Source organism: Bradyrhizobium sp. 172 (assembly GCF_023101065.1).
GTDB lineage: Bacteria > Pseudomonadota > Alphaproteobacteria > Rhizobiales > Xanthobacteraceae > Bradyrhizobium > Bradyrhizobium canariense_D.
Genome location: NZ_CP064701.1, coordinates 4,060,382 through 4,079,962, shown reverse-complemented (window position 1 = coordinate 4,079,962; position 19,581 = coordinate 4,060,382). Strand labels below are relative to the sequence as shown.

Here is a 19,581-nt window from a genome sequence, read left to right as displayed (position 1 = left end):
CAGCGCCTGTCTTTCAGACGTTAGATCAACATGATGGGGCTAGCGCAAGCAAGGAGTATGCCGGCTCTCGCCGGAATTTCCCCCGCAGGTTCAGCGGGTCTCCAGCCGCAGCCCGTCATACGCGGGCACCACTCCCGCCGGCAGCGACTGCCGGATCACCTCATAATCGACGTCGGCCGTCATGTTGGTGATGACGGCGCGCTTCGGCCTGAAGCGCTCGATCCAGGACAACGCGTCGTTGATGCTGAAATGGCTGACATGGCTGGTGTAGCGCAGGCCATCGACGATCCAGAGATCCAGATTTTCCAGGGCGCCCCAGCTCTCGCGTGGGATGTCGTTGAGATCGGGCGTGTAGGCGGCATCGCCGATGCGATAGCCCAGCGCGGGAATGTTGCCGTGCTGCACCAGGAAGGCCGTCATCGTCACCTGGCCGCCCTTCCCCTGAATGGTCTGGCTGTCACCGGCCTCGATCGACTGCGCCGTCAGGATCGGCGGATAGTCGCTGCCCGCCGGTGAGACGAAGCAATAGGAGAACCGCGACATGATGTCGTTCGCAGTCGTCTGATTGAGATAGGTCGGAATCCGCCGGCGCATGTGCATCACGACCGAACGCAGGTCGTCCATGCCGTGGGTCTGATCGGCGTGCTCGTGGGTCAGGAACACGGCATCGATGTGGTCGACATTGGTCGAGAGCAATTGCTCGCGCAGGTCCGGCGAGGTGTCGATCACGATACGCGTGGTGCCCTCGCCCGATGTCTGCTCGACCAGCAGCGAACAGCGGCGACGGCGGTTCTTGGGATTGTTGGGATCGCAGGCACCCCAGCCGAGTGCCGGACGCGGCACGCCGGCGGAGGAGCCGCAGCCCAGGATCGTCAGCGTCAGCGTCATGCGGCTCCCAGTTCTAAGGTTTCACCCTAGAGAACAGGCGAAAGAAGTTTTCGCTTGTCTGGCGCGAGATCTCGTCAAACGACACGCCGCGTGTTTCGGCGAGCACTTTTGCGACCTCGACCACATAGGCCGGTTCGTTGCGCTTGCCCCGGTACTTGCCCGGCGCAAGGTAGGGCGAGTCTGTTTCAACCAGAATACGGTCGGACGGCAGTTCGGCCGCAAGCGCGCGCAAGGCCTCGGACTTCTTGAAGGTCAGGATGCCCGTGAAGCCGATATAGAGCCCGAGCGAGACCGCCTTCAGCGCCAACTCGCGCCCGCCGGTGTAACAATGCAACACCGCGCGAAACGATCCCTTTGCCGTCTCCTCTTCAAGGATACGGCCGCAATCCTGGTCAGCCTCGCGGGTGTGGATCACCAGCGGCAGGCCGGTGGCGCGGGCGGCGGCGATGTGGGCACGAAAGCCCCTCGCCTGCGCCTCCGGCGAGCCGTTGTCGTAGAAATAGTCGAGCCCGGCTTCGCCGAGCGCGACGACCTTGGGATGCTGCGTCAAAGCGATCAGCTCGTCCGGCGCGATGCCGTCTTCTTCATCAGCGTTATGCGGATGGGTGCCGACCGAGCAATAGACGTCGTCATAGCGCTCGGAGATGGCCAAAAGCTGGTTCAGTTTCCTCACCCGCGTCGAGATCGTGACCATGCGGCCGATGCCGGCCGCTCGCGCCCGCGACACGATCCCGTCGAGATCCTCCGCAAAATCCGGAAAATCCAAATGGCAGTGGCTGTCGACCAGCATGGTGCGAACGCCTTTAGGCTGCCGGCTCGATATAGCGGGGGAAGGCCGGCGTCGGCGCGGGCAGCGTCGTACCGGGCGCGATGCGCGTTGCGCCACCAAGCGCGGCGAAGTTGCGCTCCGCTTCGGGGATACCGAGGCTGTTCAGCAGCAATCCCGAGGCCGTCGGCATCGCCGGCTGGGCCAGGATTGCGATCTGGCGCACGACTTCGGCGGTGACGTAGAGCACCGTCCTCTGCCTGACAGGATCGGTCTTGGCGAGTGCCCACGGCGCTTCGCCCGCGAAATAGCGGTTGGCTTCCGCGACCACGGCCCACACGGCATTGAGCCAGTGATGGATTTGCTGCGTCGCCATCGCTTCGCGGGACGCCGCGAGCATGCCGTCTGCTTGTGACAGGATCGCCTTGTCGTTGTCGCTGAATTCGCCGGGCTCCGGGAGCACGCCGCCGAGCTGCTTCGCGATCATCGACAGCGAGCGCTGCGCGAGGTTGCCGAGATCGTTGGCGAGATCGGCATTGATGCGCGCGACGATGGCCTCGTGATTGTAGTTGCCGTCCTGGCCGAACGGCACCTCGCGCAGAAAGAAATAGCGCATCTGGTCGACGCCGTACTGGTCGGCGAGGTTAAAGGGATCGACCACGTTGCCGACCGACTTCGACATCTTCTCGCCCCTGCTGAACAGGAAGCCATGGGCATAGACCCGCTTCGGGAGGGGGATCCCGGCCGACAGCAGGAAAGCCGGCCAGTACACCGCATGGAAGCGGATGATGTCCTTGCCGATGATGTGCACGTCGGCAGGCCAATAACGCCAGTTGTTGTCGCTCTCGTCGGGGAAGCCGACGCCGGTGATGTAGTTGGTGAGCGCGTCGACCCAGACATACATCACGTGATCTTCGTCGCCGGGCACCTTGACACCCCAGTCGAACGTCGTGCGCGAGATCGAGAGGTCGCGCAGGCCACCCTTGACGAAGCTCACCACCTCGTTCTTGCGGGAGTCGGGCCCAATGAAATTGGGCTGCGTCTCGTACAGCTTGAGCAGCTTGTCCTGATAGGCCGACAGGCGGAAAAAGTAGCTCTTCTCCTCGACCCATTCGACCGGCGTGCCCTGCGGCCCGAGCCTCACGCCGTCCTCGTTCAGGCGCGTCTCGTCCTCCGCGTAATAGGCTTCGTCGCGCACGGAATACCAGCCGGCATAGATGTCGGCATAGATATCCCCGTTCGCTTCCATGCGCCGCCAGATCTCCTGGCTGGAGCGGTGATGCTGCTCCTCGGTGGTGCGGATGAAGCGGTCGAACGACACGTTCAGGCGCTCGTCCATTTGCTTGAAACGGCCGGCATTGCGGGCGGCGAGCTCCGAGACGGACATTTTTTCGCCGGCCGCGGTCTGAACCATCTTCTGGCCGTGCTCGTCGGTGCCGGTCAGGAAGAACACATCCTTGCCGTCGAGTCGCGCGAAGCGCGCCAACGTATCGGTCGCGATCGCCTCATAGGCGTGGCCGATATGCGGGCTGCCATTGGGATAGGCGATCGCAGTCGTGATGTAGAAGACGTTGTCGCGCGCGGGGACGGCCACGGGCGTGTTGGCGTGCGGCGCTGCGATGGACTTCGGCGCGCGCGGGGCCTTGGGTTTCGATACATCGGGCTTCGCAGTCTTCGGCGGCGTCGCGACAGGAGCTGGTGCGGCGGTCACTGCGGGCGCAGCCACCCTCGCCGTCTTGGCTATCTTCTTCGCCGGGGCCTTGTTTTTCGCCGAGGCCTTGTTCTTCGCCGAAGCCTTGGCTGGCTTTTTGGTTCCTGTCTTCACCGTCTTCTTGGCGACGACCTGCTTCTTCGCTGCCTTCTTTGCCGTCTTCGCGGCGCTCTTCTTCCCGGTTTTTTTGGCGGCCGCCTCTTTGGTCTTCGTGGCTTTCTTGACGTTCTTGGCAGCTTTGCGCGCGCGCGCCTTCACAGCCTTCTTCGCGGCTTTCTTGACGGCCTTCGTGGCAGCCTTCTTCTTGCTGCTCTTGCCCTTAGCGGTTTTCTTAGCTCGCGTTGCCACGACGAATTCCTTTACCGGCTTCTCGAAATTGGGAAACGAATCTGCGTTAGTTTATTGTCTTGAGCATGATCCAACCGGAAAACCGCTGGACACTTTTCCGGATCATGCTCTAGCGCGTTGCGTCCGCCAGCCAGCCGAACACCGAGAAAACCAAGGGCTTTCGCTCCAGATTGTAGGTTTCGGTGTCGCGCGCGGCGCGGACGATCTTTTCCCATACCTCAGCTAGACGCGCAAGGCGCGGCAGATTTTGGTTGGCATTGGCCTCGTCGGCGTGCAGGCGTTCCGCGATCCAGCGATCGATGCCGTCAATGAAGGCGGCAAGCGCAACGCGGTCGCTTGTGCCGAGCGATTCGCCGAGCGTGTGCAATTCGCGCGGATCGACCTGCGGCAGTCGCGCCAACAATGCGGCCGTGCGTTGCTGGAGCTTCAGGGCGTCGCCGCCGAGCAGCGTCAGCGCCCGCGCGACGCTGCCCTCGGACGCCTCCGCCGCCTCGCGCAATGCCGGATCGTTCGGGTCGAGATCGGCAGCGGTTGCGGCTGCTCCAATCACGTCGTCGGTTGCGAGCGCGCGCAGGCGCAGCTTGCGGCAGCGCGACTGAATTGTGGCGAGCACGCGCGCCGGCGCGTGGCTCACCAGCAGGAACAGCGATTGCTGCGGCGGCTCCTCGAGAATTTTCAGCAGCGCGTTGGCGGCATTTGGATTGAGCTCGTCGACGGTATCGACGATGCAGACGCGCCAGCCTTCGGCCGCCGCGGTCGAGCCGAAGAATCCGATCGTCTCGCGCGTCTCGTCCACGGTGATCACCGTGCGCATCACCCCGCGATCGTTGGCGGTGCGCTCCAGCGTCAGCAGACCCCCATGCGAGCTCGCCGCAACCTGCCGCGCCACGGCGTGATCAGGATTGATGGCGAGATCTTCGGCGCGCTGCACCGAAAGCGCCAGCGGCTGGCCGTGAGCGAGCACGAAGCGCGCCATCCGATATGCCAGCGTCGCCTTGCCGATGCCTTGCGGTCCGCCAATCAACCAGGCGTGCGGGATACGCCCGCTGCGATAGGCGGCGAGCAGCGCGGTCTCGGCCTCGCGATGGCCGAACAGAACGCTCGTCTCGCGCGGATGAGACATGGCAGTTTCGCGCTCGGTCTGACGCGGGCTCATATGGACACCACCGTTGCCGGCGTCGGGAGCAGGCGATCACGCATCGCGATCCAGATGCGTCCGGCAACCGTGTCGGGATCGGAATTGGCGTCGATCAGCACGCAGCGCGCGGGATCGTCCGCCGCGATCTTGCGATAGGCTTCGCGCAGGCCCTGATGGAAACCAAGCTTCTCGGCCTCGAACCTGTCCGGCGTGCCGCTGCCGCGGCGCGCGGCCGCGCGCTGCAGGCCGATCTCGACCGGCAGGTCGAGGATGATGGTGAGGTCCGGCTTGAGATCGCCGATCGTGACCCGCTCCATCGCGTTGATCAGCGCGGCCGGCACGCGGCCGAGGCTGCCCTGATAGGCCCGCGTCGAGTCGGCGAAGCGGTCGCACAGCACCCACGTGCCCTGGTTGAGCGCTGGCTGGATCACGGTGTGGACATGATCGTCGCGGGCGGCCGCGAACAGCAGCGTCTCGGCTTCGGGTCCGAGCAGCTTGCCCATGCCTGACAGCACCAGATGGCGCATGATCTCGGCGCCCGGCGAGCCGCCCGGCTCGCGCGTGACGAGGATACGCATCCTGGCGGCCTTGAGACGGTCGGCGAGCTTCTTGATCTGGGTCGACTTGCCTGTCCCCTCGCCGCCTTCAAAGGTGACGAAACGCCCGCGTCCGGACGGCCACTTTACCGCGCTTTCACTCATGATCAGAGCTTCTCGGCGCCCGCACGGAACATGCCGATCACCAGCTCGCTGGCGCCGTCGATCGCGCGGCGCACCGTCGAGCCGGTGCCGATCGCGTCAGCGGCATAGACCGGCGTCTCCACTGCGATGTTGCCGCTGCGCCAGACCCTGACCAGCCCGACCTTCTGCCCGGCCTCGACCGGCGCGCGCACCGGGCCGTTATAGATGACGCGCGCGATCAGCTTGTCGCTGCCGTTCTTGTGCACCATCACCTTCACGGGCGTCTTGGCGACCAGTTTGACCGAGCGGCTCTCGCCGCCGAACACCTTGGCGTAGCCGACCGGCTGATCGGCCGCGATCAGGGTGCGGGTCTCGAAATTGCGAAAACCCCATTCAAGCATCTTCTTGGCTTCGGTCGCGCGATCGTCGGGGTCTTCCAGCCCGTTAATGACAACGATCAGCCGCGTGCCGTTCTGCACCGCCGAGCCGACCATGCCGTAGCCGCCTTCCTTGGTGTAGCCGGTCTTCAGACCGTCGGCGCCTTCCATCGAATTGAGCAGCGGATTGCGGTTGGGCTGGCGGATCTTGTTCCAGGTGTATTCCTTCTCGCCGAACAGTTTGTAGAATTCGGGAAAGTCGAGAATGATGTGCCGGGCGAGAATGCCGAGCTCGCGCACCGTCATCTTGTTGGCGGGGTCCGGCAGGCCGTTGGAATTGCCGAAGGTCGATTTCGTGAGGCCAAGCTCGCGAGCTCGCTTGGTCATGAAGTCGGCGGCGAAAATCCGCTCGCTGCCCGCCATGGCCTCGGCCAGCGCAATGCAGGCGTCGTTGCCGCTCTGGATGATCGCCCCGTGCAGGAGATCGTCGACCGTGACCTTGCTGTTGATGGCGGCGAACATGGTCGAGCCGCCGGAGGGTGCGCCGCCCTTGCGCCAGGCGTTCTCGCTGATCCGGTATTCGTCGGTCAGCTTGATGTCGCCCTTCTTGATGGCGTTGAAGACGACCTCGGCGGTCATCAGCTTCATCATGCTCGAGGGCGCGCGGAGCTCGTCGGCGTTCTTCTCGAACAGCACACTGCCGCTGGAGGCCTCGATCAGGATCGCGGTCGGGGCGTCGCCGTCGAAGCCGGAATCATCTGTTTTCTTGGCGCCCTGGACGCTCTGGTTGGCGGCGTAGAGCGCCCCGCTCCAGCCAATGGCCGCCACCAGAGCCGTCGCGATCAGCCCGCGCGCCAGCGCTCCGGCGGTAAACCAGGTGCGCCTAAACGAGGAAAGACGAAATTCCATGGCCAAGCCCTGAGAGCGGCGTTCTAACAGTTGGAGCCGGTGCAAACAACACGGGGTGGCCGCTTGTCCCGAGATTGCACGATTCTCGTCCCGCCCCTATCGTGGCACCTCAGATTTTCTGACCAAACCCCTGAAACAAGGCGGAAAAGCGATGTCATCCACCCGCGTGATCAAGGCCAACGGGATCGACCTGTTCATCCGCGAAGCCGGTCAGGGGCCGCTGGTGGTGCTGTGCCACGGCTGGCCGGAACTCTCCTACTCCTGGCGCCACCAGATCCCGGCGCTGGCGCAGGCCGGGTTTCGCGTCGTCGCCCCCGACATGCGCGGCTATGGCCAGAGCTCAGCGCCGCCCGAGGCGACGGCCTATTCGATCTTCGACACGGTCGGCGATATCGTCGGCCTCGTGCAGGCGCTTGGCGAGACCAAGGCCATGGTGGTCGGCCACGACTGGGGTGCACCGGTGGCTTGGCACGCGGCGCTGTTCCGGCCCGACATCTTCACGGCGGTCGCCGGCCTGAGCGTGCCACCGCCGTTCCGCGGCCGCGGCAAGCCGCTCGAACTCCTGCGCCACGGCGGCATCACCAATTTCTATTGGCAGTACTTCCAGGCGCCCGGCGTTGCCGAAGCCGAGTTCGAGCGCGACGTCGCGCGCACCATGCGCATCGTGCTCGGCGGGCGCGGCCTTGCCGATCCCTCCGCAGCCATGTTCGTGCTGGAGGGCAAGGGATTCCTCGGCCACGGCAACCCGGAGGAGCCTCTGCCGGCCTGGCTCACCGAGACTGACCTTGCCTATTTCACCGAAACCTTCCGCAAGTCCGGCTTCCGCGGCGGGCTGAACTGGTATCGCAACCTCGATCGCAATTGGGAGCTGACGGCGCCCTGGCAGGACGCGCAAATCCATCAGCCGTCGCTCTTCATTGCCGGTTCGAACGACGCCGTCATCACCGGCCTGATCGGAGCCAAGCGCGTCAACGAACTCGAGCGCGTGCTGCCCAATCTGAAGCGAAAGCTGATCATCGAGGGCGCCGGCCATTGGGTCCAGCAGGAGCGGCCCGACGAGGTGAATGCGGCGCTGATGAGTTTCCTGAAGGAAAGCGCGGCTCAGTAGAGGCCGCGGCCGCTCAGGATGCCGCGGGCCTCGGCAGCGCCGTCCGAGGCGTAGGCGCCGGACGGAGCGCTCTCGGTCGCATAGCGGCCGTCCCCGTCATAGGACACGGCGCGCGCGTTCTGGAGCGCCCGACCCCGGTTGCGGCTCGAGGCCGACATTTCCGAGGTCGCACTGAGTGAAGCCATGTCGGCGGAGGTGTTGCCGAGATTGTAGGGCCGTCCCTCCGGCGTCGGAACTTCGCCGCGCATGGCGCCGCGGTTCGACGATGGCAGCTCCGGCACGAAGGGTCTCGCGGAGGCGACCCGGACCATCGACGGCGATGGCGCCGGGGTCCCGGTGCGCAAGGTGGCCATCAGCTGGCGGTCGTCGGAGCCTTCCAGCGGCGCCCGGCCAACATACTCGACACGGACCTTGGCGATCCCATTGCCTTTGAATTCAAGCAGTTCGGCGGCCTTGTTCGAGACGTCGATGAGCCGGTTGCCGTGATAGGGCCCGCGGTCATTGACGCGGACGATCAGCGACTTGCCGTTCGAGACGTTGGTCACCCGCGCATAGGACGGCATCGGCAGGGTCGGATGCGCCGCGGTCAGCGAGCCCATGTCGAACACTTCGCCATTGGCGGTCAGGCGGCCATGGAAATCGTCGCCGTACCAGGACGCCATGCCCTCGGCGCGGTAGTTGACGTCCTCTTCGGGCACATAGGTCCGGCCACCCACCACATAGGGCTTGCCGACGCGATAGGCGCCGCCGCCCTTCGGGACCGGATCGCCCAAAGCCACGACCCGGGGGCTCGAGGACACGCCGTATTTCGGATCGACCCGGCTGGCGAATTTGTTGGAGGAGGCGCAATTGGCGAGCGCAAGGCAGGTCGCGGCCATCGCAGCAGCGCGCGCGGCCCGCAAAACCGAATCTGACCGTCGGATCCCCATTCGCCCCAAATACCACTTTGCCGGAGGCGTACCTAACCCGCTTTGGCTACGGGTAGCGCTGTCCGGTCCTTTGCTCCGAGGCGGCCCACCACCGCGTCGGAAGTGGTAACGATAACGCAACCCGAACACGGCGGAAATGGGGAGCGCACGGCGTTCACGCCGGGATGGTAAACAGGGCGTATGCGCTCGCCCCGTTGAACTACGGGGCGCCGGTGCCCTGCTCTGTGCCACGCCTGGACATTCTGTTGCGCCAAATCCTCACTCCACCCCATTGTCGCGCCGCTCACTGGAATTCTTTTGACTGTGCAAGGCCGCCCGCGTTTTCTCGCGTGCAGGGCGGAATGGAATGAGACGATGATCGAGACGGTTTCGGCACTGATGGGTTTGGTAAGCGCGGGGATCTTCCTGGCCCATGCGTTTGAAGGTTACCGCACGAGGGCCTGAGGCACTCGCGCGGACGGCAAGCATCACCCTTTCAAGACGGCGCGTTCGGACATTTTTAATCGATCCGATCGAGCATCGCAGACGAGAGCGGCAGGTGTCCCATGCGCAACCATGACCTCGTATCCGATGGCTTCCTGGCATTGACCGCCGGTGGTCTGGTCCTGCTGTGCTCCAGCCTCGTGGCATTGGCCTTCGCCTGAGCACCCAGCACTTCCCGAACAATACGCTTACCGCAGTCCAAGCAGCGAACGCCGATAGAGACTGTCACGGGCTTCGCTCAGGCAGACGAAGCTGCCGTCAAAACCCTGGCCGTACCGCTTCTGGCCTTTGCCGTAATAGACACCTTTGCTGAAATCGAGCCAGACAACCCGGTCGTGCGGGCAGTGACGCTGCGCCTGCGCCTCGTAGCGAAATGGCGTCAGCGGCGTGGCCGATACCTCAGCGCCGCAGCAGCCGACCAGGATCGTAGCAGCGAGTGCGATCGCGCCGGCCCATTTGCGGAAGCTGCTCCAAGATACTCCGCAAGATATTCCGCAAGACACCACCCGCCTCCCGATCCCAGCCGTCGAGGGCCGGCCTGCTTTCACTTGTCCGCTTCGAGTTGCTGCAACGCCTGGTGCATGCATTCCTGAAGCCTGGCTGCGACCTGTTCGCGCGCGACGCCTTTGGCGGCAAGATCGCCTGCCACCTTGTCGAGGATCTCGTCCATCGAGTGGTTCTCCAGATGGTCCGTCACCAACGCCGTCGCATAGCCGGCCGCGGCATCGCCGCTGAGGCCGAGCTGGGTTGCGGCCCAGAGCCCGAGCAGCTTGTTGGACCGGGCCGTGGCCTTGAACATGAGCTCCTCGTCGTGGACGAATTTGGCCTCAAAGCCCTGCTCGCGCTTGTCGAACGTGGTCATGGTCAGCTCCATTTCGTTTTTCGCTGATCGGGATCGGACTGGCTGGAAGCGAACGTCTCCGTGGTTCAAATCAGGGTCGTTGGAAGCTTCCGGCGGAAGCCAAACGCCGTCAAGCCCGCTGGGCGTGCCCAAGGCACCCACCAGCTCTACGCCAGCCAACCCGGCTAGGCAGAGATGTTTACTGTTCATTAAGCAGACTCAGCGCCGCATGGCCGGGGACATCGAGAGCTGACGCATGAACAAAGAACTGCGGGAGTTTCGACGGCTTGAACGGGTCTGCCTGGAGCAGGCAGCCCTCTCCACCATGGACCTCGCGCGAGGCGGGTTGCAAGGTCGCTGACGATTGTCGCGTCGCAGCCGAAGCGATCGAGGCGCAATCGCCTCGCAGACCTTTCGCAAGTGCCGTTCAGGCGCTGAAGCAGGCGTTGAGCGTGACCCGCATCCCTCACCGGCACTGAGACCGGCGCTCGCGGGCAAGGACATCCTTGACGGGGCGACCGCGTACGGTCAGCCCTTCGCCTCCGTCTGTTCACGTGCCAACCGTTCGGCCCTTAGCCGTTCCTTGTTCGCATAAAACGCCTTCTGCGCAGCTTCATGATCGCGCATGGCTTTTTCGGCTTCGACACGGCGTGTCGCATCGCGCGCCTGCCGCTGCTCGGGAGTCAAGGGCTTGCGCCGGTAGGAAATGTCTTCCGTCATGGCCAGATAATGCTGAGGTGAGGAAAGAGTTCCTCGTGGTCCCGCTGAGCGGCACTGCGGGCCGACTGCATAATGTGCGAAAACAACCCCATGCACAGTAGCCAAGTCCTTCTGCAGACAGCACTTTTTTTATCGCACTTTCGATGCGTTTGACCCCGCAGGGATCTCGATGTCTGCAATAACAGGCAAATGGTCTGAATAGGCCCTCGCGCCTTCGTCGGTCCAAACCTTCCCGATCGGGCTGTCGGACGTCGCATAGATCCGGTCAAGCCGCAGCAGGGGCAAATGCGACGGGAAAGTTCGCAGCCGCGTACGGTTTGGGCAGACCTGCGCGAGCACGCGCCGCACCGATTTGATCCAGAACCAGTCGTTGAAATCCCCGAGGACGACGGTCCTTCCAGGTTTCACCAGGCTCACCAGCGCCTGAGCCTGCGCGTGGCGCTCGTGGATGCTCAGGCCGAGATGCGTGGCCACCACGCGAACATCGCCAACCGGTGTCAGCAGTCCCGCGGCGATCGCTCGGCGCGGCTCCCGCTCACGATACGACACGTCGACGATCTCGGGCGGGCCGGAGAATGGAAAGCGGCTCAGGAGCGTCTGGCCGTAGTCGCCATCGGCCGTGACGATCGACTTGGCGTGAACACCGTGATCGCCGACGACGCTCGCCAGCTTCGCAAACGGATCGTCCGATCGCGATCGCGAATCCACCTCCTGAAGCGCGACGACATCGGGAGCCCATTTGCGAATGATGGAACAGATCCCTTCCAGATCGAACTTCGGATTGAGATTGAAGGTGCCATGCACATTCCACGTCATGAAGCGCATCAGCGCCTCCCGGCGAGCCACGTCGCGACGAATTGCGCGCCGGCGCAGATCGCGAGCCAGCCCAGGAACGCCAGTGCGAGCAGCAACATGTTGACCCAGGACGCGTTCCTGGCGAGATCAGCGATCTGAGCCCCCAAAACTGCCATGGCGAGAATGCCGGGCGTCATGCCGAGCAGCGTTCCGACCAGGAAGTCACGCAGAGGCAGCGTGCTCGCGCCAGCCACGACATTCACCACTGAGAACGGCGCGATCGGGATCATCCGGATGACGACGACAGCCAGAATCCCCTTGCCGACAACACGTTCCTGGATGCGCGCGGTACGTCGTCCGAGCAAACGCTGGAGGCGTTCGCGCCCGAGTGCCCGTCCGATCGCAAACAGGATAAAGGCGCTGAGCACGACCCCCGTCATGGCGGTGACGAAGCCTAGCCATGGTCCCAGTGCGGCAGCAGTCGCCGCAATGAGCACGAGAACCGGAAACACGACCAACCCGCCGACGACGAAAGCTGCAATCGCGAATGGCGGACCCCAAACGGACTGCGAATAGGCAGACAGAAGCGTCGACATCCGGCCCGCGTCGGCGAAATCGCTCAACGACGTGTAGGACCAGGCCATCGCCAGTCCAAAAAGCGCCACGGCGATCGAGACCATCCCGATGATCGTCTTCGTGCTCCACATCCGCGATGCCGCCCGCTCCAGATGAAGAGGCGCCTCAGGGTCCGCCACCGGCTGAACCATCGTGGCCAGAGCGCTGGTCAGGACCGAGGATTCAACGTCCCGCAGCGCCTTCGTCCCGCTTGCGACGTCGTCCAGGAGCGCAAAAAGACGATCTTCGTTTTGCGCGACGGTCTGTTCATCGAGACCGCAGAAATGGGCGATCAGGCGACGGCGGACCGAGGCGATGAACTCCCGATGCTCGTCTGATGCGGCTTCGAAGATCAGGTCACATTCGCTATCGGCACCCATCGATCGATTGTTCAAATTGGCCGAACCGATCCTCAAGATCCGATCGTCGACGATCATGAGCTTGCTGTGCACCATCACGGCCGCTTCCGTATCCCCGTTCCCCGAGACCGGGTAGACGAAGCGGATGCGATCGGCGACGCCGGCCGAACTGAAGCAATCGATGAAAGCGCCCCGGCCGTTCTGCATCGCTTGGGATTCCAGCCATGAGGAGTGCAGTTTTGGGGTGACGATCAGAACCCGAAGCGAAGGCACGCGCAGCATCTGCTCCGCCAATTCGCGCGCGATCTTGGTGGCGCTGGTGAACTGGTTCTCGATGTACACGAATTTCGTCGCGGACCGCATCGCTGCAATCAGCGAGCGTTCGACCTCCCGGAGCGTCGAACCTGCCGGACAAACCACCTCGGTCCTGGCGATACCCACCGGAATATGTTCAGCCTCGACCGGCACAATCGCCGGCCAGCGCAAGCTTTTCAGCGGGCGCCGATCATCAATTTGTTGGCCCGCCGCGCGCCAGCGTTGCTCCACGAGGTCGAACAACTGCGCCGCCGCATCCCCATCGACCACGCATTGAACATCATGAAACGGCAGGTATGGCTTGCCCTGGGGATCACAGCGCGATGCGTGATCGGCGCGATGATCACTGGTGTCCCAACGCCTGATCGTCAGATCGAGCCCGCCGACGAACGCCAGTGAACCATCGACACAGACGATCTTCTGGTGTTGGGCCGACCCAAAGGGAAGCGTGGCATCCAGGTGAAACCGGACGCGGCCATCTGTGTCGGCGGTAAATTTGGCCGCGGAATTCCATTCCCTCTCGGAGGCGTAGAACGAGACGAAGTCCCAGACGAGAATGTTGATGTGCAAGGTGGGACGGCGGTGGACCAGCGCGCGCAAGAATGGGCCGAGTTGCTCCGGCAAGCCATCATCCGCTCGCCCGGACTCGCCGACCAGCCTGGTCTCACTATGGATATCCCACCCGACGATATAGACGAGGTCCTGCGCCTGCAGCAGGGTCTGCCGCAGGGCCGCGAAATAAGCGGCAGCATCGTTCAGAACCGCCACACGCCGCGCCTCGCACCGCCGCCAGACGGTGTCGCCGGGGATCAGGGTCGATGAGCTCTGAAGCAGGGAGACCTCGCAATCTGCGTTCGCGTTGAAACGCACTGACCGCGCAAGGGGTTCCCCGACTCAGAACCAGAGTGGCCGTTGCAGCGTGCGCGGATTCCGGCGCCACAGTCGCCCATTGCCGCTACTTGGTTCGGACAGTCTTCGCACCTGCGCCTTTCAAGGCGTCCGCGATCTTCTCAGGCGCATCGCCGTGAAAATCCACGGAGACCTCGATCCGGCCTTCCAGCTTCTGGTGTCCCTCCGGCGCAGGCGCGGCCTTGGCGTCAGGACCGGCCGGGCGTGTCCCCGACGTGTTCGCGCCACCGACGGGCTGGACGAAGACGTCGCTTCGCGGCACGCCGCATTCCTGCACGACATGCTCAACCGCAAGCTCGGCGCCGCGGCGCGTGTCGAATTCTCCGATGATCGTACTTTCCAAGGGCGCCCTCCATGGCTGGACGAGAGTGCCAACAACGGGTCAGCGAGGGCCAGGTTCCTGAACCCGCGGGCGGTTAGAACCGAACGATCCCGAACAGAACAAGCAGCGCGAGAGTGATCAACCCGGAGACCAGCAGCGAGCCGAGACATCCCAGCCGGTTCGAGAAAAAGAAGAACATACCTCGCCCATCCCATAGCTTCGTGACGAGCTAAGTTCTCCCATTCGACAGCGTTCCTGGAGGCGCTTTGGGGCGCGCGAACGAGGACCAATCCAAGAACCAATCGTTTCGCGGGACGTTGAGTCCGCGATGTCAGACGCTTTTGATTATTTCCGAGCGCACGCGGTCCGAGCCCTTTGCAAGGCCCGGGCGATGCCGCGCCGACGAATGAAACATCTGCAAACCGTCGTGGCCCGGATCTACCACCTGCTGACCAAGGAGGCTGCGTATGGGCCCAACCTGCAGCACATGGACGACTTCCGGGCAGCCCAGAAGCTCGAGAAGTCGATCGACTGAACTGCAATGACGGTGACGCTGCACGCCCTCCCCCGACGCGCTCAGCTCCCTTTGGGAGCGGTCCTTGACTGCGACCCTGCAAGCCCGGGATTGATGGCCAGCGACGCGCCGGCGGCGCCGCCGGCTTCATAGGCCGTCATCGACACCATCCGGCTGCTGCTGCGCTGGGTCCGCATCTTCAGGTCGAGCTTGTCGAACTCCGCATCGACCACCGACGTCTTGAGAACCACCAGCCCGCGGCCGGTGCTTTCGTTGATCTGATCGCGACTGGCCTTGATCGCCACCAGCCTGTCCGCGATGGACCCCACCATCCCGAGCGCGAAGGAGGCATTGGCCAGATGCCGCTCCTGGTGCCGGAACCTGCTGTAGTCGACCGAGGTCTTGAAGCGGCCGAGCTCGGCGCGGACGGCGCCGTCGATCAATTCGGCCAGATAATGCGCGACCTCGATGTCCGCGCCGAGGCCGAAGAACACATAGCTGCTCTCGCCGGCCGTGTTCTTCTCGCGCCAGACCCGACAATCGCAGAAACGAGCGATCGCCCCGATGCAGTCGTCCAGGGGAATTCGCTTCTTGCGAAAAGTCTCGTAGACCTTCCGCTCGCACGGCGACGCCCGCAGTTCGACGTCGGACAGCGACAAATCGTGGCGATCCAGCAGTTCGGCGACCTTGGCGGCCGCAGACAGCGCCTCGTCCTCAGTGCAGCCATTGGCGATGGTCTTGGAACGCAACGCCTGAATGCGGAGCTTCAGCTTGTCGAGTGCAGCTGGATTGGATGTCTGATTCACCGATCACCTGTCCGGGTAAACCCGACGGATAGAACCCGGTCGGATAGACCGGCGGAAGGGGTCTCTTGTCAACTGTATTGATCTTCGACTTTTTTCGAACGGACCTCACTCCTTCTACGTGCGGTGCACGACCTCGCGGCACTGACCATAGAATGCAGAGACGAGGCTTCACTACAATCGCGCACTCGCTCGATTTCCACCGCAACTGACAAATCACTGTCGGGAGCAGACCACCACAAGCCGAACGGGGTTGCGTGAGCGCCTTGGCTTTGGCGGCGGCGTCGTGTTCACAGTATTTCGAGCTTGCAGCCAGCCGGCTTTGATCCCTGCGCTTGTTGAGGTTAGCCGCAGCAGAGTGGTGGATTGAAGGACGCACTGATCAAGGCCGTCGATCGGTTTTGTGCCGCGACACATAGGGACTGGACCCGCTGTTAAGGTTTAGCGGTCAGGTTAACCCCAGCGAACGTTTGGCTGAGAGCGTCGAACTCGATATGACCTCGAATAGAGGAATATTCGAATGTCCAATAGAACCGCATTTCAAACTGCAGATGCAGACGAGCCCCACAACTTTTTTGATCTCGTCATTCACCTCACCTTCAGCGCTGTAGCCCTCCTGGCCACAGCTGTTTCGCTGGAGGCGATTGGGTTCATCGCTTGGCAGCCATCCACCTTTCTGGTTGCCTATATCTTTGACTGACGCGATTGGCTGGCATGAGCGAATTCGAAGGCCTCTCTGACCACTTCATTCTGCGGATGCACGAGTTCATTCGCCAAGAGGTGCAAGCAGATAGGCTAGCCGGCGCGCGTTTTGTCGGATTGCCAGCGAGGCTGCGCGCGGAAGCTCTTGCACGGGAAATCGAGCGACGCGGCTTGTTCTGCACGGCAATTGACTGGCCTCAGCATCTTGAGCCTGGAGCGGACAAATACGCACTGACCATTGGACACCGGAAGACGATCTAAAGCTCATCGTGCTCACGGCGCGACGCGTCCCGATGACCGGATTGCTCGCCTGCCAGACCGCAATCGCAAATGTCGATCCGCGATCGACTGCGACTCCTGCGGACCTGCATCGTGAACAAGAGAATGCCAAAGCTCCCGCGTAGCGGCCTCGGTCTAACCAGTCCCCGGCCCCTCCAACCCGGGGCCGTCTCTCCATCAGCCTACCGCCGCGTTGCGCCTCGCGCAGCTAACTCCCGATCCAGATCTTTCAAGCGCTCAAGCAGGTTCTCGACGATCTCTATGCAATCGGAAGGTCCCAACGATTGCACGCCGCGCGCCGCTAGCTCGCGCTCCAACATGGCGGCTATAATGATTTGAATGCTCACGAATTCTCCGCCGACTTCGCCTCCGAGACGGTACGGCTCAACTTAGAAATGGGTTCGCTAAAGCGAAAGGCCGCAGGGTGGTTCCAGCCCCCACTGCGGCCATCCCGGGCAAATTAGAAACTGGTACTTAAATCTCGCCGGTGTTCTCACAGTAGAACACCGTGTTCCGAAAAAGGATTCCGTAAGACTACCGGAATTCGGGGTGGCCCGGATTGTCACTCGGGTGTGGAAATGGCACCGCTTCCTTACTAGGCCCATGCTCATTGCGGATGAGAGCGCCGGGAGCGACGCTGGGCTGGTACGTAGACTTCCCAGATTCCGGAGGTCGCTACCGCCACAGCCGGCGCGTGACGTTGAACAACGCCGCAAGCGGGACGCCTACCAACACACCCAGCATGCCGTACGATGTGACCAGCAGCGCAGCGCTAAGCGGCCCTGCGCTTGTCGCAAATCCGTAAGCTGCGCCTAAGCCTCCCAGCGTCACGGCAAAGACGACCATGTTGCGGTCGTTGCGCGCCTCGATGTTATAGACCGGGGGCCTTTTGCGGTGAAGAACGGGAGGACCGAACGGCACCTTCGAGCCGCAATTTGGACAGGCCGACGCACTCGGTGAAACCGGGTGGTCACAGTCGTGGCAATCGATCAGCTTTTTGGTCTGTCCCATGCCGCAAATCGTAGCGGCGGAGCGGCCAGTCCACAAGTTCGGCAGCTACTCCCAGCACACCGTCCTGCATGACCACAGCAGGGCCGCTCTGATCCTCCAGCATTCTCCGCGCTTGACGGCTTGAAAACCTGCGCGCCGCGCGGAAGGTTGACCAGTTCGGGACCTTTCTCGCCCACCATGGCGAGTACACCCGGGGCCGAACTGGTGCCGCTTGCGAACATGGGAATGGAGAGGCCGCCCGCTCCGGCGCCGAGAGCGGCACCAGACCACGTGGGCACGCTGCTGGAGCCCGCGCTGCCACCAAGCCCAAGCAACGAACCCAACCGTTTTAGATCAAGCGCTTCTTCGAAACAGAAAGACGGATTGGGCACTATTGGACTAGGAGGTGGCGGAAGGGGTGTCTGTCAAACCTTGCTGAAGTCGCACGCCTTTTCCGCCTACATCGAAGAGCAATCTACGGTCCTGCCCACGGTTATATCTCGCAGCCGCGCGATCGTAGTTCTCAGCTATTTCCAGCAGCGCGCCGGACTCGCCGGGCACCCTGCTCTCCTCCGCCAGATACGCTCCACGAGTGAGCTCGTCGATGTCGTGCTGATGCCGCCCCGTGCGGCCGATCAGACTCCTGCCGTCGGCGGCACGCCTTGTTGCTCAATGCGGTTCTAATCCGTGTCGCCGTCCCGCAATGATTCCAGTAATGTGCGCTGTTTTACGGAAAGCGTGGACTGAATGTCACCAATCCCGACCGACAAGATCGCGCTCTTTATCGACGGAGCCAATCTCTACGCGACGGCGAAAACTCTGGGCTTCGACATCGATTACAAGCGCCTGCTGAAGGAGTTTCAGAGCCGCGGGACGCTGCTTAGGGCGTTCTACTACACCGCGATCATCGAGGATCAGCAGTACTCCTCGATCCGGCCGCTGATCGACTGGCTCGACTACAACGGCTACACCGTCGTCACCAAGGCGACCAAGGAGTTCATCGACGCCTCCGGCCGCCGCAAGGTCAAAGGCAACATGGACATCGAGCTCGCCGTGAACGTGATGGAGCTCGCCGACACATCGACCAGATGGTGCTGTTCTCGGGCGACGGCGACTTCCGGTCCCTGGTCGAGGCCGTTCAGCGCCGCGGCGTGCGGGTCACCGTGATTTCCACGATCGCGAGCCAGCCGCCGATGATCGCCGACGAGCTGCGCCGCCAGGCCGACGTCTTCACCGACCTCGTCGAGCTGCAGTCCAAGCTCGGCCGCGACCCGTCCGAACGCCCCGCCCCGCGCGATCGTGAAGCGCGTGGACACATGCCAAAGTTCTTGCAGGAACCGAAGGGAAACGACCCACACGACTAGACTCTGAAGGCGGCGCCTCGCCTGCGAGCATGGCGGGGCGCCTTTGCCATCTTAACCTAGGTTAAAAATCGCATGGACACTGACCAAAAGTGAACTTAGTGACCGCCGAATAGATTTCGAGAAACAGCGGGCAGCGGCGATCGCGGAACTGTCCCCCAAGAAGGACCAAGGCGCCGCCTCGCCCTGGCGTGCCACTTGCCTCGGAATTGACTATCTAATCCTGTGGAATAGGCGCCTAGTGGATCCATCACCGGCCCATCACGGCCTCTATCGGTGACTGAGAGCCCCGTGCTCCCGCCAAGATATGCGGAGCCATTTATGCCCATGCTCACCCCATCCCTGACAGAACGCCTCACCCAAATGGCGAGCGCCGCTCGCAGCCGGGCAGAGGCAACACCTCCGGGCCCCAAGCGGGAAGCTTTGCTAAAAGCCGCGCGCCTGAGTGAGAACGCCCTGCACATTCAGCAATGGCTGAGCTCCACAGGCTTGCGCACGCCAACGTAACGATGGCGCCCGCAAGGGCCCGCGGGTGACCCGGGGGCCAATGCACGGAGAGGTGCACTGAAACTACGCGCGCCTCCGTTCGTAGTATCAGTATCCGGGATTTTGTTGATCCCTCTCGGGGCTGGACTAAACCCATCGCCGCCGGGACAAGGTATTGTTTGCCCGGCGGCGTTATTTTCACTTGAGCGCGGATCGGCGGAGCTTCAGGCGAC

General features: G+C 63.1%; 20 protein-coding genes and 2 pseudogenes. 6 read left to right on the top strand and 16 right to left on the bottom strand.

Translation table 11 applies throughout. The features are described from left to right. Window positions 1-90 precede the first annotated feature (90 nt). The 6 genes from IVB07_RS19720 to IVB07_RS19695 form a co-directional block, all read right to left on the bottom strand. The gene (locus IVB07_RS19720) at window positions 91-888 is read right to left on the bottom strand and encodes an MBL fold metallo-hydrolase (protein ID WP_018457853.1); all 798 of its coding nucleotides are present in this window, start codon (window positions 886-888) and stop codon (window positions 91-93) included. A gap of 13 nt (window positions 889-901) precedes the next feature. Beyond that, a complete protein-coding gene (locus IVB07_RS19715) occupies window positions 902-1,678 on the bottom strand; it encodes a TatD family hydrolase (RefSeq protein ID WP_018457854.1) in 777 nt (258 codons plus the stop codon). 13 nt (window positions 1,679-1,691) lie between these two features. Next, on the bottom strand, window positions 1,692-3,713 hold the full coding sequence (metG, locus tag IVB07_RS19710; RefSeq protein WP_018457855.1) for a methionine--tRNA ligase: 2,022 nt from the start codon (window positions 3,711-3,713) through the stop codon (window positions 1,692-1,694). A gap of 109 nt (window positions 3,714-3,822) precedes the next feature. Next, window positions 3,823-4,869: a DNA polymerase III subunit delta' gene (locus IVB07_RS19705; protein WP_018457856.1), complete on the bottom strand. Its 1,047-nt coding sequence runs from the start codon at window positions 4,867-4,869 to the stop codon at window positions 3,823-3,825. Further along, complete coding sequence (gene tmk / locus IVB07_RS19700; RefSeq protein WP_018457857.1) at window positions 4,866-5,552, bottom strand: dTMP kinase; 687 nt, start codon at window positions 5,550-5,552, stop codon at window positions 4,866-4,868. Before tmk ends, IVB07_RS19705 begins: the two co-directional genes overlap by 4 nt. A gap of 2 nt (window positions 5,553-5,554) precedes the next feature. Continuing rightward, a complete protein-coding gene (locus IVB07_RS19695; protein WP_018457858.1) occupies window positions 5,555-6,817 on the bottom strand; it encodes a D-alanyl-D-alanine carboxypeptidase family protein in 1,263 nt (420 codons plus the stop codon). Window positions 6,818-6,968: 151 nt separating this feature from the next. Between IVB07_RS19695 and IVB07_RS19690 the strand changes: the two genes are divergently transcribed. Next, window positions 6,969-7,925: an alpha/beta hydrolase gene (locus IVB07_RS19690; RefSeq protein ID WP_085349804.1), complete on the top strand. Its 957-nt coding sequence runs from the start codon at window positions 6,969-6,971 to the stop codon at window positions 7,923-7,925. Here the strand turns inward: IVB07_RS19690 and IVB07_RS19685 are convergent. The 3 genes from IVB07_RS19685 to IVB07_RS19675 form a co-directional block, all read right to left on the bottom strand. Next, a complete protein-coding gene (locus IVB07_RS19685; RefSeq protein WP_083926497.1) occupies window positions 7,919-8,854 on the bottom strand; it encodes a septal ring lytic transglycosylase RlpA family protein in 936 nt (311 codons plus the stop codon). The genes IVB07_RS19690 and IVB07_RS19685 overlap by 7 nt on opposite strands. Window positions 8,855-9,525: 671 nt before the next feature. Continuing rightward, window positions 9,526-9,840, bottom strand: coding sequence for a hypothetical protein (locus IVB07_RS19680; protein WP_085349855.1), 315 nt, complete (start codon window positions 9,838-9,840; stop codon window positions 9,526-9,528). 41 nt (window positions 9,841-9,881) lie between these two features. Continuing rightward, on the bottom strand, window positions 9,882-10,199 hold the full coding sequence (locus IVB07_RS19675) for a DUF1476 domain-containing protein (protein WP_162847233.1): 318 nt from the start codon (window positions 10,197-10,199) through the stop codon (window positions 9,882-9,884). A 235-nt stretch (window positions 10,200-10,434) separates the two neighbouring features. On the opposite strand from IVB07_RS19675, the pseudogene IVB07_RS40675 reads away from it, so the two are divergent. Beyond that, window positions 10,435-10,657, top strand: a pseudogene (locus IVB07_RS40675) (hypothetical protein). Window positions 10,658-10,706: 49 nt separating this feature from the next. Here IVB07_RS40675 and IVB07_RS19670 read toward each other — a convergent pair. The 4 genes from IVB07_RS19670 to IVB07_RS19655 form a co-directional block, all read right to left on the bottom strand. Then, window positions 10,707-10,898: a hypothetical protein gene (locus IVB07_RS19670; RefSeq protein WP_018457865.1), complete on the bottom strand. Its 192-nt coding sequence runs from the start codon at window positions 10,896-10,898 to the stop codon at window positions 10,707-10,709. 129 nt (window positions 10,899-11,027) lie between these two features. Then, window positions 11,028-11,723 carry an endonuclease/exonuclease/phosphatase family protein gene (locus IVB07_RS19665; RefSeq protein WP_039800285.1) on the bottom strand — a complete coding sequence of 232 codons (696 nt, stop codon included), beginning with the start codon at window positions 11,721-11,723 and terminating at the stop codon, window positions 11,028-11,030. Then, entirely contained in the window at window positions 11,723-13,750 is a 2,028-nt protein-coding gene (locus tag IVB07_RS19660) for a VTT domain-containing protein (protein WP_085349854.1), read from the bottom strand. Before IVB07_RS19660 ends, IVB07_RS19665 begins: the two co-directional genes overlap by 1 nt. 187 nt (window positions 13,751-13,937) lie before the next feature. Then, window positions 13,938-14,234 carry a hypothetical protein gene (locus IVB07_RS19655; RefSeq protein ID WP_018457868.1) on the bottom strand — a complete coding sequence of 99 codons (297 nt, stop codon included), beginning with the start codon at window positions 14,232-14,234 and terminating at the stop codon, window positions 13,938-13,940. Window positions 14,235-14,541: 307 nt separating this feature from the next. On the opposite strand from IVB07_RS19655, the gene IVB07_RS40670 reads away from it, so the two are divergent. Next, window positions 14,542-14,748, top strand: coding sequence for a hypothetical protein (locus tag IVB07_RS40670; protein WP_346658296.1), 207 nt, complete (start codon window positions 14,542-14,544; stop codon window positions 14,746-14,748). Between the two features lie 41 nt (window positions 14,749-14,789). Here the strand turns inward: IVB07_RS40670 and IVB07_RS19650 are convergent, their stop codons facing one another. Then, window positions 14,790-15,533 (bottom strand): DUF2786 domain-containing protein, encoded by a 744-nt coding sequence (locus tag IVB07_RS19650; RefSeq protein WP_018457870.1) that lies wholly within the window; start codon window positions 15,531-15,533, stop codon window positions 14,790-14,792. Window positions 15,534-16,050: 517 nt separating this feature from the next. On the opposite strand from IVB07_RS19650, the gene IVB07_RS19645 reads away from it, so the two are divergent. After that, complete coding sequence (locus IVB07_RS19645) at window positions 16,051-16,230, top strand: hypothetical protein (protein ID WP_018457871.1); 180 nt, start codon at window positions 16,051-16,053, stop codon at window positions 16,228-16,230. 14 nt (window positions 16,231-16,244) lie between these two features. Further along, window positions 16,245-16,493 (top strand): hypothetical protein, encoded by a 249-nt coding sequence (locus IVB07_RS19640; RefSeq protein ID WP_018457872.1) that lies wholly within the window; start codon window positions 16,245-16,247, stop codon window positions 16,491-16,493. 200 nt (window positions 16,494-16,693) lie between these two features. Here IVB07_RS19640 and IVB07_RS19635 read toward each other — a convergent pair whose 3' ends face one another. Together IVB07_RS19635 and IVB07_RS19630 are read right to left on the bottom strand one after the other, a co-directional pair. Beyond that, a complete protein-coding gene (locus IVB07_RS19635) occupies window positions 16,694-16,858 on the bottom strand; it encodes a hypothetical protein (RefSeq protein WP_018457873.1) in 165 nt (54 codons plus the stop codon). A 328-nt stretch (window positions 16,859-17,186) separates the two neighbouring features. Next, complete coding sequence (locus tag IVB07_RS19630; protein ID WP_018457874.1) at window positions 17,187-17,522, bottom strand: hypothetical protein; 336 nt, start codon at window positions 17,520-17,522, stop codon at window positions 17,187-17,189. 726 nt (window positions 17,523-18,248) lie between these two features. On the opposite strand from IVB07_RS19630, the pseudogene IVB07_RS19625 reads away from it, so the two are divergent. Then, window positions 18,249-18,865 (top strand): annotated as a pseudogene (locus IVB07_RS19625) (NYN domain-containing protein). Window positions 18,866-19,581 lie beyond the last annotated feature (716 nt).